The organism is Alteromonas gilva (assembly GCF_028595265.1).
Classification (GTDB): Bacteria; Pseudomonadota; Gammaproteobacteria; order Enterobacterales; family Alteromonadaceae; genus Alteromonas; species Alteromonas gilva.
On record NZ_JAQQXP010000001.1, the window covers coordinates 172,847 to 188,430 of the forward strand.

Annotated in this window: 19 protein-coding genes; 14 read left to right on the forward strand and 5 right to left on the reverse strand. The window is 49.2% G+C overall.

Going from position 1 to position 15,584, the window contains the following annotated elements; all coding sequences use genetic code 11:
• The first annotated feature begins 3 nt into the window (after nucleotides 1-3).
• The 4 genes from OIK42_RS00785 (at nucleotide 4) to OIK42_RS00800 (ending at nucleotide 2,538) form a co-directional block, all read left to right on the forward strand.
• Nucleotides 4-675, forward strand: a complete 672-nt coding sequence (locus OIK42_RS00785; protein WP_273637652.1) for an iron-containing redox enzyme family protein — start codon at nucleotides 4-6, stop codon at nucleotides 673-675.
• The gene (locus tag OIK42_RS00790) at nucleotides 675-1,484 is read left to right on the forward strand and encodes an SDR family oxidoreductase (protein ID WP_273637653.1); all 810 of its coding nucleotides are present in this window, start codon (nucleotides 675-677) and stop codon (nucleotides 1,482-1,484) included. Before OIK42_RS00785 ends, OIK42_RS00790 begins: the two co-directional genes overlap by 1 nt.
• On the forward strand, nucleotides 1,481-2,125 hold the full coding sequence (locus OIK42_RS00795) for a tetratricopeptide repeat protein (RefSeq protein WP_273637654.1): 645 nt from the start codon (nucleotides 1,481-1,483) through the stop codon (nucleotides 2,123-2,125). Before OIK42_RS00790 ends, OIK42_RS00795 begins: the two co-directional genes overlap by 4 nt.
• A 128-nt stretch (nucleotides 2,126-2,253) precedes the next feature.
• Nucleotides 2,254-2,538: a hypothetical protein gene (locus OIK42_RS00800; RefSeq protein WP_273637655.1), complete on the forward strand. Its 285-nt coding sequence runs from the start codon at nucleotides 2,254-2,256 to the stop codon at nucleotides 2,536-2,538.
• A gap of 35 nt (nucleotides 2,539-2,573) precedes the next feature.
• Here OIK42_RS00800 and OIK42_RS00805 read toward each other — a convergent pair whose 3' ends face one another.
• The 4 genes from OIK42_RS00805 to OIK42_RS00820 form a co-directional block, all read right to left on the reverse strand.
• Entirely contained in the window at nucleotides 2,574-3,443 is an 870-nt protein-coding gene (locus OIK42_RS00805) for an alpha/beta fold hydrolase (protein WP_273637656.1), read from the reverse strand.
• Between the two features lie 132 nt (nucleotides 3,444-3,575).
• Complete coding sequence (locus OIK42_RS00810) at nucleotides 3,576-4,322, reverse strand: SDR family oxidoreductase (protein WP_273637657.1); 747 nt, start codon at nucleotides 4,320-4,322, stop codon at nucleotides 3,576-3,578.
• Nucleotides 4,323-4,583: 261 nt separating this feature from the next.
• Entirely contained in the window at nucleotides 4,584-5,804 is a 1,221-nt protein-coding gene (locus OIK42_RS00815) for a M56 family metallopeptidase (RefSeq protein ID WP_273637658.1), read from the reverse strand.
• Complete coding sequence (locus OIK42_RS00820; RefSeq protein WP_273637659.1) at nucleotides 5,797-6,189, reverse strand: BlaI/MecI/CopY family transcriptional regulator; 393 nt, start codon at nucleotides 6,187-6,189, stop codon at nucleotides 5,797-5,799. The genes OIK42_RS00815 and OIK42_RS00820 overlap by 8 nt, the downstream gene beginning before the upstream one ends.
• 278 nt (nucleotides 6,190-6,467) lie before the next feature.
• On the opposite strand from OIK42_RS00820, the gene OIK42_RS00825 reads away from it, so the two are divergent.
• From OIK42_RS00825 to OIK42_RS00860, 8 genes are all read left to right on the forward strand, one after another.
• The gene (locus OIK42_RS00825) at nucleotides 6,468-7,172 is read left to right on the forward strand and encodes a hypothetical protein (RefSeq protein ID WP_273637660.1); all 705 of its coding nucleotides are present in this window, start codon (nucleotides 6,468-6,470) and stop codon (nucleotides 7,170-7,172) included.
• Nucleotides 7,173-7,232: 60 nt separating this feature from the next.
• The gene (locus OIK42_RS00830; RefSeq protein ID WP_273637661.1) at nucleotides 7,233-7,541 is read left to right on the forward strand and encodes a hypothetical protein; all 309 of its coding nucleotides are present in this window, start codon (nucleotides 7,233-7,235) and stop codon (nucleotides 7,539-7,541) included.
• 123 nt (nucleotides 7,542-7,664) lie between these two features.
• Nucleotides 7,665-8,600 (forward strand): alpha/beta hydrolase family protein, encoded by a 936-nt coding sequence (locus OIK42_RS00835; protein WP_273637662.1) that lies wholly within the window; start codon nucleotides 7,665-7,667, stop codon nucleotides 8,598-8,600.
• Nucleotides 8,601-8,739: 139 nt separating this feature from the next.
• Nucleotides 8,740-9,363, forward strand: coding sequence for a transcriptional repressor LexA (gene lexA / locus OIK42_RS00840; protein ID WP_273637663.1), 624 nt, complete (start codon nucleotides 8,740-8,742; stop codon nucleotides 9,361-9,363).
• 465 nt (nucleotides 9,364-9,828) lie between these two features.
• A complete protein-coding gene (gene coxB, locus OIK42_RS00845) occupies nucleotides 9,829-10,917 on the forward strand; it encodes a cytochrome c oxidase subunit II (protein ID WP_273641350.1) in 1,089 nt (362 codons plus the stop codon).
• 4 nt (nucleotides 10,918-10,921) lie between these two features.
• Nucleotides 10,922-12,547 (forward strand): cytochrome c oxidase subunit I, encoded by a 1,626-nt coding sequence (ctaD, locus tag OIK42_RS00850; RefSeq protein WP_273637664.1) that lies wholly within the window; start codon nucleotides 10,922-10,924, stop codon nucleotides 12,545-12,547.
• A 2-nt stretch (nucleotides 12,548-12,549) separates the two neighbouring features.
• A complete protein-coding gene (locus OIK42_RS00855; protein ID WP_273637665.1) occupies nucleotides 12,550-13,128 on the forward strand; it encodes a cytochrome c oxidase assembly protein in 579 nt (192 codons plus the stop codon).
• A gap of 16 nt (nucleotides 13,129-13,144) precedes the next feature.
• A complete protein-coding gene (locus OIK42_RS00860) occupies nucleotides 13,145-14,023 on the forward strand; it encodes a cytochrome c oxidase subunit 3 (protein ID WP_273637666.1) in 879 nt (292 codons plus the stop codon).
• Between the two features lie 18 nt (nucleotides 14,024-14,041).
• Here the strand turns inward: OIK42_RS00860 and OIK42_RS00865 are convergent, their stop codons facing one another.
• Complete coding sequence (locus tag OIK42_RS00865; protein WP_273637667.1) at nucleotides 14,042-14,251, reverse strand: DUF2909 domain-containing protein; 210 nt, start codon at nucleotides 14,249-14,251, stop codon at nucleotides 14,042-14,044.
• Between OIK42_RS00865 and OIK42_RS00870 the strand changes: the two genes are divergently transcribed.
• Both OIK42_RS00870 and OIK42_RS00875 read left to right on the forward strand, forming a co-directional pair.
• A complete protein-coding gene (locus OIK42_RS00870; protein ID WP_273637668.1) occupies nucleotides 14,250-15,008 on the forward strand; it encodes an SURF1 family protein in 759 nt (252 codons plus the stop codon). The two genes, OIK42_RS00865 and OIK42_RS00870, sit on opposite strands and share 2 nt — an antisense overlap.
• A 1-nt stretch (nucleotide 15,009) precedes the next feature.
• Nucleotides 15,010-15,582 (forward strand): redox-active disulfide-containing membrane protein, encoded by a 573-nt coding sequence (locus tag OIK42_RS00875; RefSeq protein WP_273637669.1) that lies wholly within the window; start codon nucleotides 15,010-15,012, stop codon nucleotides 15,580-15,582.
• The last annotated feature ends 2 nt before the right edge of the window (nucleotides 15,583-15,584 follow it).

Below are 15,584 nucleotides of genomic sequence, written 5' to 3' on the forward strand. Positions count from 1 at the left end.
TTTATGAATTTATTTACCCGTTTAGAACAAGAAACCCAGGCTGAAAAGGCTTATTTAATCCATGCACCAATAATCCAACAGGTGTTTAACGGCGACTTTACCCTTGACGACTACAGCGCGTTTTTATGTGAAGCCTATCATCACGTTAAACATACGGTGCCACTGTTAATGGCTACCGGTGCGGCGTTACCCGAATCAAAAGAATGGTTGCGCGCCGCGGTGGCTGAATATATTGCGGAAGAACTCGGTCACCAGGAATGGATCCTCAATGACCTGGCCGCTTGTGGTGCTGATAAAGAGCAAGTGCGAGCGGGTCAGCCTGCTGCCGCCACAGAATTAATGGTGGCTTATGCCTATGATGCGATTCGGCGCAAAAACCCGCTGTGCTTTTTTGGTATGGTGTTTGTGCTGGAGGGCACCAGTATTGCCCTGGCCGACAATGCCGCCGCTATGATTAAACAAAAACTAAGTTTACCCGACGCGGCCTTTAGCTATTTGCGCTCCCACGGTTCGCTGGATCAGGAACATATCGTGTTCTTCCGCGACCTGATGAACAACATTGACGATAAATCCGAGCAGGATGTAATTATCCATTCGGCCAAAATATTTTTTCAGCTGTACGCCAATATATTTCGCACCCTGGGCAACGCTGGCACACTGGTGGAGGCGGCATAATGGCAATTCGGTGGCAGGAACAGGTGTGTTTGTTAACCGGTGCATCCGGCGGTATCGGCCAGGCAATTGCGTACAAACTGGCCGGACTTGGCGTCTCGCTGATTTTAACCGGGCGCAATGCTGACTCACTCAGCGCCCTTATGGCATCTCTGCCGGGGCAGCATACCCTGGTGTGCGCCGATATCACCACCGAAGCTGGTCGCGATAAAGTGGTGGCGGTATGTCATGACCGGCATATATCCATGCTTATTAACAGTGCCGGTATCAGCGAGACAGGCGACTTTACAACAACCCCGGCACAGCGCATTGACACATTGCTACTCACTAACCTTTACGCTCCTATGGCTCTCACCCAGCGGCTGCTGCCACTTTTACAGCGCGCCAGTAGTGCTTATGTGGTTAATGTGGGCTCTACCTTTGGCAGTATTGGATTTGCCTGCCATGCCGCGTATTGCGCGTCTAAGTTTGGCTTACGCGGGTTTACCGAATCACTGAGTCGTGAACTGGCCAGCAGCAATGTGGGGGTGTTCTATCTGGCGCCGCGCGCCACAAAAACGGGGATTAATTCTGCCGCGGTCGTGTCGATGAATCAGGCGCTCGGCAACAAAGTGGACCCGCCTGAGCGGGTCGCCGAAGCGCTGGTAAGCCAACTGGAGCGCAATAAAGCGCGCTGGTTTATAGGCATGCCCGAGAAGCTCTTTGCCCGCCTGAACGGGGCGCTTCCAGAGTTGGTCGACCGGGCACTGGCAAAAAAACTACCTGTTATCCAACGCTTTTTAACGTCTGCAACCAAGGAGAAACTATTATGAAAACCATGCGCTGTATTGCTGTTGTACTGGCTTTTACCTGTTTGTCACTAACTGCCGCTGAGCCTGTAACGGGCCTGCAGGGCATACAAAGTGACTGGGCCAGAATTAATTACGCCGACACAGATAGCAATAAAAAAGCCGATGATTTTAAAGCGCTGATTGAACAAGCCCAGGCGCTGGTGACGGCCCAACCTGAGAGTGCCGAATTGCTTATTTGGCTGGGTATTATCCAGTCGAGCACGGCGGGCGCTGAAGGCGGTTTGGGCGCGCTTGCATATGCCAAAGCCGCAAAGAAAAACTTTGAAACGGCATTGAACATTAACGAGAACGCGTTGCACGGTTCAGCACTGGCGAGTTTAGGTGTGTTGTACCACAAAGTGCCAGGATGGCCGATTGGTTTTGGCAGCGATAAGAAAGCCGAAAAGCTGTTAAAGCGGGCTCTGGAGGTTAATCCGGACGGTATCGACAGTAACTACTTTTATGCTGAGTATTTGTTTGACGAGGGCGAGTATCGCCAGGCACTGGTATTTTTGGATAAAGCCACACATGCTGCACCACGAGCAGACCGTCCGTTGGCCGATGAAGGGCGCCGCAACGACATTGCTGTGCTCAAAGCGAAACTCGACAAAAAGTTAAATTAGCCGACATGATTCGTAACCGGAATCGGTGTTGAGGGTAACGGGTAATAAAAACAGACCTTTGGGTAATTAAAAAGATGGTGGCTATAGGACTATGCGGTTATTACAACCTATGAGTAATTTTAGCTATTATGAGACACTGCCTGATAAACGTGGCTGGCTTACTAACATTATTGAGCGGCTGTGGCGTAACGCAACCTGAACCTTTCGATGCCGCCAAATCGCCCGAAGAGCGACGGGAATATAATGGCCTGAAAGGCCTTGTGCAGCAGCAAAAAGATCAAAACTACCTGATGGCGGCTGCACTCCAGCAGCAATGTGACGCAGCCCGGGTTGATTTAGCCGTGGCCCAATCAACCGGTGATGCAACCGCTGCCGCCGCGCAGCGTAAAATTATGGCTAATACCTGTTTATAAAACCGCGTCGCGGCTAATTCTGCAGGATAAGAGACTCACGGCTTATTGCTTAGCGCTTTAATGCTCTTTACCACCAGGTCGCGGTCTGCAATATGTAAGTGATGTTTTTCCGAGGTTGAATAGGTGACGGTGGTATCTGACGATAAGGCCCTGAAACTCTGCTCGGCATTGGCAAACAACTGATCCATGGTAGTGGCAATATCCTTTGGCACAAACGGTGGATCATAGGGCTCGTCTGTAAGCTTAGCTCGCAGCACAATGAGTGGTTTATTGCCAAAGTCCTGCGCAGGTTTAAGCTGCTGATAACTTTGCATGTGATCGATTTTTTCGGGGGCCTTTTCGAACATTGGGTTATGCACACTTTGTTCGAAGTTATAGTAACGGCTCAGATCCGTATTGTCGGTTGTAAAGTCTTTGGGCCAGCGGGTGCCCATCGTGTAAAAATAGCCAAAAGGCGGCGGGTCGATTAACACCGCGCCGAGTAATTCGTCCTCGTATAAGTGATTAAAAGCGGTAATCACATAGGATGCATAAGAGCCGCCGGCAAAATAATAAGGCGGTGATACCTCTGCTGCGGCGAGTAACTTATGCAGGCGTATGGCAGTATCGTTGATGGTCACCGGCACCGGGCCCTGCTCACTTTTACCAATACCAGCGCGGTCGTATAAACAGACACTGTAGGTATCGGTCAGTCGGCGAATGTTGTCGAGCCACACACCATCTGAGCCCGCGCGGCCAAATCCCTGCTCTAAAATCAGCATGGGTTTGTCATTTTCGTAGCATTCGAGATACAGGCTAAACCCGCCAATATCAAAAAGTCCGGATTTGGTGGGTTGCAGGGCCGATGGCGCTGCCAGGACACTTATACTGCATAGCGATATGACAACTAACAGCATGTATTTCATCAGGTAAATTCCTTTTTTATGTTAATTTCAGGCAACTTGTCGTCTTCAGCATAACCGCTTATGCTGCGCTTGATAAATTAGCATTCTCTAATGTAGTGGCCAGACAGCTAACGCTGCCTACTGACAGAGGTATTACAGCCCGCCAGAGGCATCGATGAAAGTGCCGGTGACAAAGGAGGACTTATCGGTTGCCAGCCAGACGATGGCTTCAGCGACCTCCTTTACCGTACCACCACGTTTTAACGGAATGCGCTCCTGCATACGATCAACCCTGCCAGGCTCTCCACCCGACGCGTGCATGTCGGTATAAATGAGTGCCGGTCGCACAGCGTTGACTCGGATCCCCTGGTCGGCTAATTCCATTGCGGCACCGCGGGTGAGAGTATCCATGGCCCCTTTTGAGGCGGCGTAGTCGACATATTCGTGAGGCGCTCCGGATTTTGCCGCCGTTGATGAAACATTCACAATGGCGCCGCCTGTACCACCGAGTGTTGTCGACATTCGTTTAATGGCTTCTTTGGTACACAAAAAACAGGAAAGCACATTTACCTGCATAACGTGTTGAAAACGTTCAACCGAAATGTCGCTGAGGCTGCTTTGTTGCTTGAGGATGCCGGCGTTGTTGACCAGTACCGCCAGCGACCCCAGAGTATCGGCCCGGGCAAAGAGTTCAGCGACCTCCTGCTCTTTAGACACATCGGCCTGCACGGCAATACAGGGCACGCCCAGTGCAGTTATTTCGCGTTGTAGTTGCCCGGCCTGCGTTGCCGAATGCTGATAATTAAGCACAATGGCATAGCCACATTGGGCCAATTGTCTGGCCGCGGCGGCACCTATTCCGCGGCTACTGCCTGTTACAATCGCCACTTTATGGGTCATAACCTTCCTTTATTTGTGTTCATTACCTGTTGTTTTAATAACAACCATCATACAGGCTAACCGCTGTCGATGCCGACAATATGTGTTATTTGGAAGGCTGCTTTTGAGTTGGTATGGTTGGATTGGAGCGCAGAATGCGCCACTCGTGGCTGTAAACCGGGTGGCGGGGTAATCCGATAGTCAGCATTCGGATACGTCAATATAAAAGGCCCGCCAGCACAAATGTACTGCACTGACGGGCGTTAACTATGCGCTTTGGGATTACCGGGTTTGCGATACGCTGGCTTTTTCAATGTCAGTATTGGTGGCGTTTTCATCGCTATCCGGGCCAAGTTTAAAGTCGAGCTGAACCGTTAATCCGGTTTGCCGCTGGGCTTGCCCGCCCTGAATGCGTGGTTTGTATTTCCATTTCGCCATTGCCTGCAGGGCACTCTCATCGAACACACCCTCAGGCTCAGACTCAACAACTTTAATATTGTCGGTGGCGCCGGTTTCGGTGATATCGAACTGCATCAACACAAAGCCTTCCGTATTGTTGCTGGCAGCGCTTGACGGATACACTGGCGCAACACGCACAATCGGTGGGGTGGGTATGTAACTGTCAGCCTTAACGCTGGCTGCAGGTAAATTGGCTAACGCCACATTTGCACTTAACGCAGTGGCGGTGAATACCGCAGCCATTGCAAATAATTTGCTCCGTGGGGTGCTCTGTTTGATTAAATTAAGTCGTTTAATCATAGTACTTTTTTCTCCAAATGTAGGGTAGGTATTGAGGTGAGTAGATGCATGCTCAGCACATCTTATGAGCGCTTTGGCATACAGTAGTTTTTCTTCGCTGTTTTTGTTTTGTAATACGCGGTTGTCGCAGGCTAGCTCCTGGTTGATTCGAAAAGAGCGAAAACCAAACCACACCAGTGGGTTAAACCAAAAAAACATGGTGATGATAAGGGCGGCCGAATTCCACAGGTGGTCGCATTGCTGATAGTGCGTTTGCTCATGTTCGAGGATTAAGCGTTGCTGGGCCGGGCAGTAGGTGTTGGCAAATTGTGTTGGTAGCAAAATGATGGGCCGGATAAAACCAAACAACATGGGCGTGGTCGCAGCGTTGGCATAGTAAATGTTATCGCAACTGCTGTGACTGCCGGGGGCTTTACGAGTTACGGAACGACCGAGTCTGATGGCTTGCGTAACGATCACGGCAAATATTGTGGCGACACCAGCCCACCACAGGAGCAGCAGCGGCAGGCTATCTGCTACCACAACATTTGGATTTAACCCCACCACATAGCGGGTAAAGCTGTCAGTTGCGATTGAGGTAAAACTGCTTGGCAGGTTATTGAGTACCAGCACAGCGGGTAAAATTCCCCACAGTTTATACATCAGTTTGACGCCAATCTTAGCCGTAAAAAAATGCTCCAGGGTTATCAGTAAGGCCAGGGTGACGCTGAGCACAATTTGCTGTTGAATGAGCCACTCAATCATTGTCTTGCTCCCATTGCTTAATAAGGGCTTTTAACTCGTCTACATCTTGTTTGGACAGGGTGTTTTGGTTGGCAAACCCGGCGACCAAAGGGGCGACCTTGCCTTTGAATAAGCGACTCACAAAGGTGGTGGTTTCTTTTTTGGTGTAATCCTCGCGGGCAATTAACGGCCGGTAAAGGTATTGCCGTTGTTGCTTTTCGAAGTCTACAACGCCTTTTTTAACTAACCGGCCAAGCAGTGTTTTTACCGTTTTGTCGTGCCAGTCTTTTTGGTGGCGCAAGCGTTCGATGATGTCGTTAGAGGTGGCCGGATAGGCATCCCACAACACATCAAGCACGTCAAATTCGGCATTGGATATTTCGGGTTTAATAGGTTTGTCTGGCATTACTGTCACTTTGGATTACGGTTGTAGTCTTAACTTTAGATTACACTTGTAATTTGATAGTGCAAGGACTTTTTGTACAAAAATATACAAAGGCAGTTGCAGCGCTACTAAGACAGGCTCTGCTGCATTTGTCTGCCACGGGTAAAACCAAACCGTGCGTAGCCAGGTGAGGCAGGCGACGTCAATAATCAATTCATAGAAGGCGCTTGCTCATTGGATATTAAAAGATTACATTTGTAATCAATGCGGTATTAAATTTGGTGTTAAGGAATATAAGAATGAAGCGTCTTGTTTGTGTAGCGGTGTTGGCAGCGAGTTTTATGGTCGGCTGCGCGAACCATCCTACGGTATATGTCTATGGCAAATATCTGGATAACAAGCAAAAGGAAAGCGTTAAACGGGCCTTTGAGGGATCCGAACAGTTTAACATTGAATTTAATGAGTTTGATTTTCCGGTATCGATAACGCAGAACAGTCTGTTGTATTCCCCTTTATTGCAGCACCCTGACGCAATCAGCATAGCGTCAGCGCTATCCGCATCGGCCGGGTTTCCCGTTCAACGCACTCAGGGCTTAACACAAGGCAACCATTGGTATACAAAGGATTCTCTGGCACTGTATTTGTTACCGGAGGATATTGATGTGAGCACTCTTCTTGTTCACCGGGATTTAGCTAAGCGCTATCAACCACAGGGTTGCCCCCGGGCAATTGCGTTGACATTGCATCCGGACGGAAAATTCAACCTGCAAACCAAGGAAGATAAACAACACGTAGAGCAAGTCATTACCGGTAAGTGGAAATACCGGCAGTATCCGTTTATTGAGCTTCAAAAAGACGGTGATAACTATTCAGAATATTATTTTGAAATAAAGCAGTTTAAAGGGGCAGATCAGGTGAGTGAGATACATTATTTACAGTTAGTATCGCTCAACCCTGGCTACTTATCGCCGGGGTGTTCGTTTGTTAATGGCACCCGGTTATAGCAGGCATTTTCTGCGTTGAGCATTTACCAACAACCTGTTTGCAAACAAAAGGAATCAGCTATGAATGCGACACAATATTTACAACATTGCCGCGAGGAAGTGCGTAAAAACTTTCAGCGCGTTCAGGCCGGCCAGCCCGATGAAAAGCAGAAGAGCCGCATTGAAGGCTTGTTGCATGCGGCGCGTCTACTCGAATTAGTGAGCTTGGAGGAGTTGAATGCGTTGATTGAAGAGGAGCATCAGGCGGTATATGGTGAGAGCGTTGCCCAACGCAAGGACCGGCTAGCCCGAAAAACCACACTGGATGAATTAAAAGAAAATGACCCTGATGCCTATTTTGCAATTCCTGCTGTTGAGCGACGCTTTTAGATTATCATTTATAGCCTGAAAGGTACGTCAGTTTGCAGAACGCTGAGCTCTGGTAGAAGTTGATTTTCGCAGAGTCATGGTAGTAACAGGTCAATTAAGTTCTTAAGGATGAGAGCAAAGCACATGAAATATAAACTTACAGCTGTATTAATACTGATATCGTTGTATATCGTAATTATTAACTGTAGCCCGCCCCTTTATTTGACGTTTACCCAGCCTGCTGGCTCACCTGAATATGCAGATACTCTATACAAAGTCAGCGTTACTCGTGACGGCAAAGGTTATAGCCTCACGATGCTTGGATATGACGGTGCAAAACAAGTCTCTGAACGCCCAAACTGGAATAAATTACTGATTGTTAGCTTCAGGTCAGCTGACGGCTTTTTGAGCGTTAAAAAATACCCTTTACCACATATAAAACATAGCATTGAGCATGTTGACGGTAATGACTTAGTAAAAACGGATAAACGGCTTTCTACATTCGCTTTAAATACAGGGTTAGCACAGTTAACTTTAACACCACCTGGTTTCTACGGTTCCACAGGTCGCGAAGAAGTGACATTTACTCGTGATGGTATAAAAATTATGAGTAAGGCTGTTGAGAAGTTGGTTGATGACTTTGGAGCTGAGTCTGTAATCATTGTAGGAGGTTCACACCCTGGAAATATCGCTGCGGGAGTGATGTCTTTCTATTCAAAACCTATACACTGCGCAATTATTTCTTCGGCGCCATTGGATTTGAATTCCCCTTATCGAAACTTACCGTTTCAGGACTACAGCTTGCGCACACCAACCCCTTTTAACCCGATTGCGTGGGTAAGCAAAATACCTCATGACGACAATCGAACAATCTATATTGCATACAGTAAAAAGGACCTGGTGGTAGACTGGCGTATGACTTCGGTCTATGCAGATAAATTAACTGAAAAGGGCTATCGGGTAATCGTTGAGGAGTCTCCACCCAGCGAAAATCGATACTTTCACGACCAATCGTTGTGGCACTATTATAAAATAAAGGCGTGTGCTGAATCATGGCATAACAGAACCAACGGCGACTAAAGGACACACGCAGCTAACATAAAAAATGCTGAAGATCCGAACAATCAAACTATGCCGACACTAACGCTACCACAAATACCTTGTCATTTTAGTCGCGCGCGTTATACTGCTAACAACTGTATGGAATAACAGGCTGTTTATGCGTCCACTAACCCCCCGGCAACAAGAAGTACTTGAACTAATAAAATCTACCATGCTGGATACCGGCATGCCGCCCACCCGGGCCGAAATTGCCCGTGAGTTAGGCTTTCGCTCTGCGAATGCTGCGGAAGAACATTTAAAAGCGCTGGCGAAAAAAGGCGTGATTGAAATACTACCGGGGACATCACGGGGTATAAAACTCAATATTCCCCTTGACGAACAGATCGAAGAAGAAGGCCTGCCACTGATTGGCCGGGTTGCGGCGGGAGAGCCTATTCTGGCCCAGGAACATGTGGAAATGCATTATAAGGTTGATCCGGACCTGTTCCATCCTAAAGCCGATTTTCTGCTGCGCGTGAATGGTATGAGTATGAAAGACATTGGTATTCTCGACGGCGACCTGCTGGCGGTACATCGCACTGTTGATGTGCACAATGGCCAGGTGGTGGTTGCCCGGGTCGATGAAGATGTCACCGTAAAGCGCATCGAGAAGCGTGGTCGTGAGGTACTTCTGCATGCAGAAAATGACGAATTTGCGCCGATAAAAGTCGACCTCGCTAATCAGCCATTCAATATAGAGGGCATTGCGGTAGGCGTTATTCGTAATGGGGATTGGATGTAATCAGCCTGTCCCGATAAGCTCACTTTTCGTTTTATTTGAAACCGGCATTGGCCGGTTTTTTTGTCTTTGAGGGTGTTATCTGCACCAAACTCCCCTTTCCTGCGCAATACTCGACGCCTGCGCGGCAAATTTAAGTTAGTAAAAGCTTACTAACCTGACCTGCCGAAAAAGTCCTCCCTGAACAAAAAATAGCCAGTAATCTTAATTTTAGCGAAAAATAACTGGACGTTACGGCTACAATGAGTAATTCTTATACAGTGCTTAACAATAAAATAACAAAGTAAGCACAAAACATTAAAAAGGCAGTTCAAATAACAACCAATACAGACCAGTTTGGTTTTTACTCGCATTGTTGCAAGCTGTGGGTAAATTCAGGTCTAACGGAGGTGTCGAGTGAAACGACTCGAGATACGCATACTGAAAGCCTGGACAACACTGATCCTGCTTTTAACCGGCACGGCAGCGATGGCTGCCGCGAGCGGTGAGGTGTCATCACTAAACCTGCGCCGGGGTGCAACGGAAATAAGTGGGCAAGTTTATGATTTGCACATGCTGATGTTCTCCATTTGTGTGGGAATAGCAGTAATAGTGTTTGGCATCATGTTTATTTCTATGTATCTGCATCGTAAATCCCGCGGTGCAAAACCCGCTAATTTTCATGAAAGCGTTAAAGTAGAAATCGCCTGGACAGTGGCGCCTTTCCTGATCCTGATTTTTATGGCGGTGCCTGCAGCGAAAACGCTGATCGCGATGGAGGATGCCTCCGAACCTGACCTGACCGTACTGGTTACCGGCTCGCAGTGGAAGTGGCACTATAAGTATATGGACCGCGACGTAGAGTATTACTCCTTACTGGCAACTCAGCGCGAGCAAATCAACAATCGCTATGAAAAAGGCGAAAATTACCTGCTTGAGGTGGACCGTCCGCTGGTCATTCCTACCGATAAAAAAGTGCGCTTTTTGATTACCTCAGATGATGTTATTCATTCCTGGTGGGTGCCTGATTTTGCGGTGAAAAAAGATGCCAACCCCGGCTTTATTAACGAGGCCTGGACCCGTGTTGATGAGCCGGGCATTTATCGCGGACAGTGTGCAGAGCTGTGTGGTAAGGATCACGGCTTTATGCCGGTTGTGGTGATTGCCAAAGAGCCCAAGGCTTATGAAGCCTGGGTCAGCGAGCAAGAGGCCATGCAGCAGAAAGCCCGCGAAGAAGAGCAGCGCTTAATGGCCATGAGCATGTCCATGGACGAACTCATGAGTGAGGGCGAGCGGGTGTATAACGCCGCCTGTGCCGCATGTCATATGCCTAATGGTGAAGGTTTGCCCGGGGTATTCCCGGCCCTGAAAGGCAGCGCGATAGCCACGCAGGATCAACTTGCTCATATCGATATTGTACTTAACGGTAAAACCGGCACTGCCATGCAGGGGTTTGGCAAAATGCTTAGCCTTAAAGAGCTGGCGGCTGTAATCACCTATGAACGTAACGCCTGGGGTAATAACACCGGTGATTTGGTGCAGGCCGCTGACGTTAACGCTGTTGCGAGCGGGGAGTAACAACATGAGTAAAGCAACTGATATTATCGGCTCCGCAGACGGAGCGGCAGATCCTCATGATGCACATGACGACCATCATGATCATCATGCGCCCAGCGGCATTATGCGCTGGATTTTAACCACCAACCATAAAGACATAGGCACCCTGTATCTGTGGTTTGCTTTTATTATGTTTTTGGTTGGTGGTGCCATGGCAATGGTTATTCGCGCTGAGTTGTTCCAACCAGGCTTACAGATTGTGGAGCCGAACTTTTTTAACCAGATGACCACTGTGCACGGTTTGATTATGGTCTTTGGCGCGGTGATGCCGGCCTTTACCGGGCTCGCCAACTGGCTGGTGCCAATGATGATTGGTGCGCCGGATATGGCACTACCGCGCATGAATAACTGGAGCTTTTGGATTTTGCCATTTGCTTTCACTATTTTGCTGGCATCGCTGTTTGTTGAAGGCGGCGGCCCGGCATTTGGCTGGACCTTCTATGCGCCATTGTCAACCACCTACAGTGGTGACAGTACGGCCTTGTTTGTATTCTCAGTACACATAATGGGGATTTCATCCATTATGGGGGCAATTAACGTCATCGTGACCATTGTGAATATGCGCGCGCCGGGCATGACCTGGATGAAAATGCCGCTGTTTGTGTGGACCTGGTTGATTACCGCCTTCCTGCTTATCGCGGTGATGCCGGTGCTGGCCGGGGCAGTGACCATGGTACTGACCGACAAGTTCTTTGGCACCAGCTTCTTTGATGCCGCCGGTGGTGGCGATCCGGTTATGTTCCAGCATATTTTCTGGTTCTTTGGCCATCCCGAAGTGTACATCATGATTTTACCGGCCTTTGGGATCATCTCGCAGATTGTGCCGACCTTTGCCCGCAAACCGTTGTTTGGCTATGCCTCGATGGTGTACGCCACCGCCTCCATTGCGTTGCTGAGCTTTATTGTGTGGGCCCACCACATGTTTACTACCGGTATGCCGGTGGCGGCTGAGATGTTCTTTATGTTTGCCACCATGCTCATATCGGTACCAACCGGTGTGAAGGTATTTAACTGGGTCGCCACCATGTGGCGGGGGTCTATGACCTTCGAAGTCCCCATGCTATTTGCGCTGGCCTTTATTGTGCTGTTTACCATTGGCGGGCTGTCCGGCCTGATGCTGGCAATTACTCCGGTGGATTTCCAGTATCACGACACCTACTTTGTGGTGGCACATTTCCACTATGTGCTGGTGACGGGGGCTATCTTCTCGATTATGGCGGCGGTGTATTACTGGATTCCCAAATGGACCGGGCGCATGTTTGATGTGACGCTGGCCAAATGGCATTTCTGGTGCTCGCTGATCTCCGTTAACGTGCTGTTTTTCCCCATGCACTTTGTTGGTCTGGCCGGTATGCCGCGGCGTATCCCCGATTACGCTTTGCAGTTTGCCGACTTTAACAAATGGATCAGCCTGGGTGGCTTTGCGTTTGGCTTATCACAACTGATATTCCTGGTTGTTATGATCAAAGCGTGTCGTAAACAGGGTGAGCCGGTGTCTGATCAGGTGTGGGAAGGCGCCGAAGGTCTGGAGTGGGAAATTCCCTCGCCTGCGCCTTATCATACGTTTGAAACACCACCGGTTGTGAAGTAATTATGGCTGGCTCAAATTCCGCACTGGTCACCAAACTTGTCGCTATAGTAGTCGGCATGTTTGCGTTTGGTTTTGCTCTGGTACCCCTGTATGACGTGTTCTGCGATATCACTGGTATCAACGGCAAAACCAACACCACGGCCGCGGTATTTAATGCCGCCGAAGTGGATGAGTCGCGCACCATAACGGTGGAGTTTATTACGCGCACCCATACGGGGATGCCCTGGGAATTTCGCGCCCAGACTCAACGCGTAAAAGTGCACCCCGGCGAGCTTAATATGGTGGAATTTTACGTACGCAATCCGGCCTCCCGAGACATGGTAGCCCAGGCTATACCGTCGGTGTCGCCGGGTCAGGCGGCATTGTATTTAAATAAAACCGAGTGTTTTTGCTTTAACAGCCAACCGTTGGTGGCAGGTGGTGAATCACTGATGCCGATGCGCTTTTATGTGGATCCACAACTGCCTGAAGACATAACGTATTTTACCGTGCAATACACGTTGTTCGACGTCACCAGTAAAGGCGCGGATGACAACCAAACTAATAATAACCCCTTCCTGACTACGTTTGCACAAAACTGAGTCTAAGGAGCATGTAATGCAACAAGAGTATCAAAAATATTATGTACCGGCGCAAAGTTACTGGCCCATCGTGGGCGCGATTGCGTTATTTTTAATTGCAGTGGGTGCTGGCAACTTTGTTATAGAAAGTACCCGCGGTGAAGCCGGCTATGGCGGCAATATACTCACCGTTGGTGTGGTGTTATTGCTGGTAATGCTATTTGGCTGGTTTAAGGATCAGATTAACGAGTCCATGAGTGGTTTGTACAGCGACCAGCTTGGTCAGTCGTACCGCCAGGGGATGAGTTGGTTTATCTTTTCTGAAGTGATGTTTTTTGCGGCGTTTTTTGGCGCCCTGTTTTACGCCCGCATGATTGCTATTCCGTGGCTCGGCGGTTCGTCGAATAATGCCATGACCAACGAAGTCTTGTGGCCGGGGTTTCAGGCCATATGGCCATTGGTAGAAACGCCCGGAGGCGTCACCACCACATCCATGGGCTGGATGGGGTTGCCCGCCATTAATACGGTTATTCTGCTGGTTTCGTCGGTCACGCTGCATTTTGCCCACGTTGGCCTTGAGCAAAACAAACGTAAGCAACTGACGGCTATGCTGGGGATTACGATTTTGCTTGGCTGTCTCTTTCTGTTTTTACAGGTAGAGGAATATATTCATGCTTATCGCGATCTGGGACTGACGCTGCAATCGGGCATTTACGGCAACACGTTCTTCCTGCTTACGGGCTTTCACGGCATGCACGTGACCCTGGGCACTATTATTTTAATGGTGCTGTTTCTGCGCGTGTTAAAAGGTCACTTCAGCCCGGAAAGTCACTTTGCCTTCCAGGCCGGCAGCTGGTACTGGCACTTTGTTGATGTGGTGTGGGTAATGTTGTTTGTATTTGTCTACATATTGTAGGGGGAGTCTATAACCCCTCTAGTACGGGCTGGGATTGGGCGTGATGATTCCGGTAGCCATGGCTATCAGAATGATCACGACAATCAGTGCCGAGGTCATCACCCTGCGGCCAATATATTTACTCATTGGTGCCTTACCGGACTGCTTGCCCAACATGACTTTCATCGCCAAAAACAGGTTTACGATCATAAAAATCAACAACCCTACGATAATCACTTTAATAACCATGGGTAAAACTCCTCAGTGCTCCATGAATGCCGGTTATATCAAACCGGGCCTTACCACCAGACGGTGGCCGATACTGGCTGGATGCATCACCTTGCTGGCTGTTATGGCGATGGTATCGCTTGGGGTTTGGCAGCTAGATCGGATGGCGCAAAAACAACATCGTCTTGACAGCATAGCGCATAAGAATGCCGAAACGCCAATTCATCCATTTAGCGCTACCGGGCAGTGGCAGGATGTGCGCGATGTGCCGGTACGCTTTACTGGCATTGTCCGACACAGTCGGGTGCTGTTACTCGATAACCAAATTATTAAGGGCCGTCCTGGCTACGACGTTATTGTGCCGGTGCTAACCCGCGGGCGGGAAATACTGGTTAACCTGGGTTGGGTTGCTGTGCCCCGTTCACGTAACGAACTGCCGGTTTTGGCGGTGCCCCAGGGCGAAATTACCATTGAGGGCGTACTGTCGCAGCCAGGCAGTAATCTGTTCATAAGCGAAACTCAAACCCGGTTTAATTCATTTCCGGTGGTTATTCAGCAGCTCGACATTGCCGAACTTAACACTCGCTGGCAATCCGCACTGCCCGATATGGTGGTGGAACGCCTTCGTTCTGAGCCAGCGCTCAGCGAATTTACAACTCACTGGCAGCCGGTGGTGATGTCACCTGAAAAACATCTGGGCTATGCCGTGCAATGGTTCGGTCTGGCTATCGCTGCTATCGTCATTTTCTTATCTGTGTGGTTCAGGAGATCTCAATAATATGGCTACCGTCATCGACACTCACTCTAAGCCAAAGCGCTCGTTACTGATTTTATTTGCGGCGTTTATTATACCGGTAGTGCTGGCAAAGTTAGCACTTGAGCAGAATTGGTTTGAACAGGGCGCTACTAATAAAGGCGAGCTGCTACAGCCAGTTGAAACCATTACGCCATTACTCGCAGGTCAATCGCCTAAATGGCGGGTCATGTATGTCATGCCGGCCCAATGCAATACCGAATGTGAAAACGCAATTTACGCCATTCAGCAAGTATGGATGGCACTGGGCAAAGAGACCGACCGCGCCCAGCCTGCCGTATTTATAAGCGCCGACAGCGATGCCCGCGCGCGTCAGATTCTGCATGAGTTTGAACACGTCAATGCTATCAGCCTCAGCGAGCAACAAAGTGCGGCTCTGGCTGGCAGCCAGGTCAACCAACATATTTTCCTGGTTGATACGCAGGGTAATGCCATGCTGCGTTATCCGGTCTTTGCGCTACGTCAGGATGCGGTCATGGCCAGTCGGGACATTCTTTCTGACTTGCGTAAATTGCTCAAATTATCACGTATTGGGTAGGG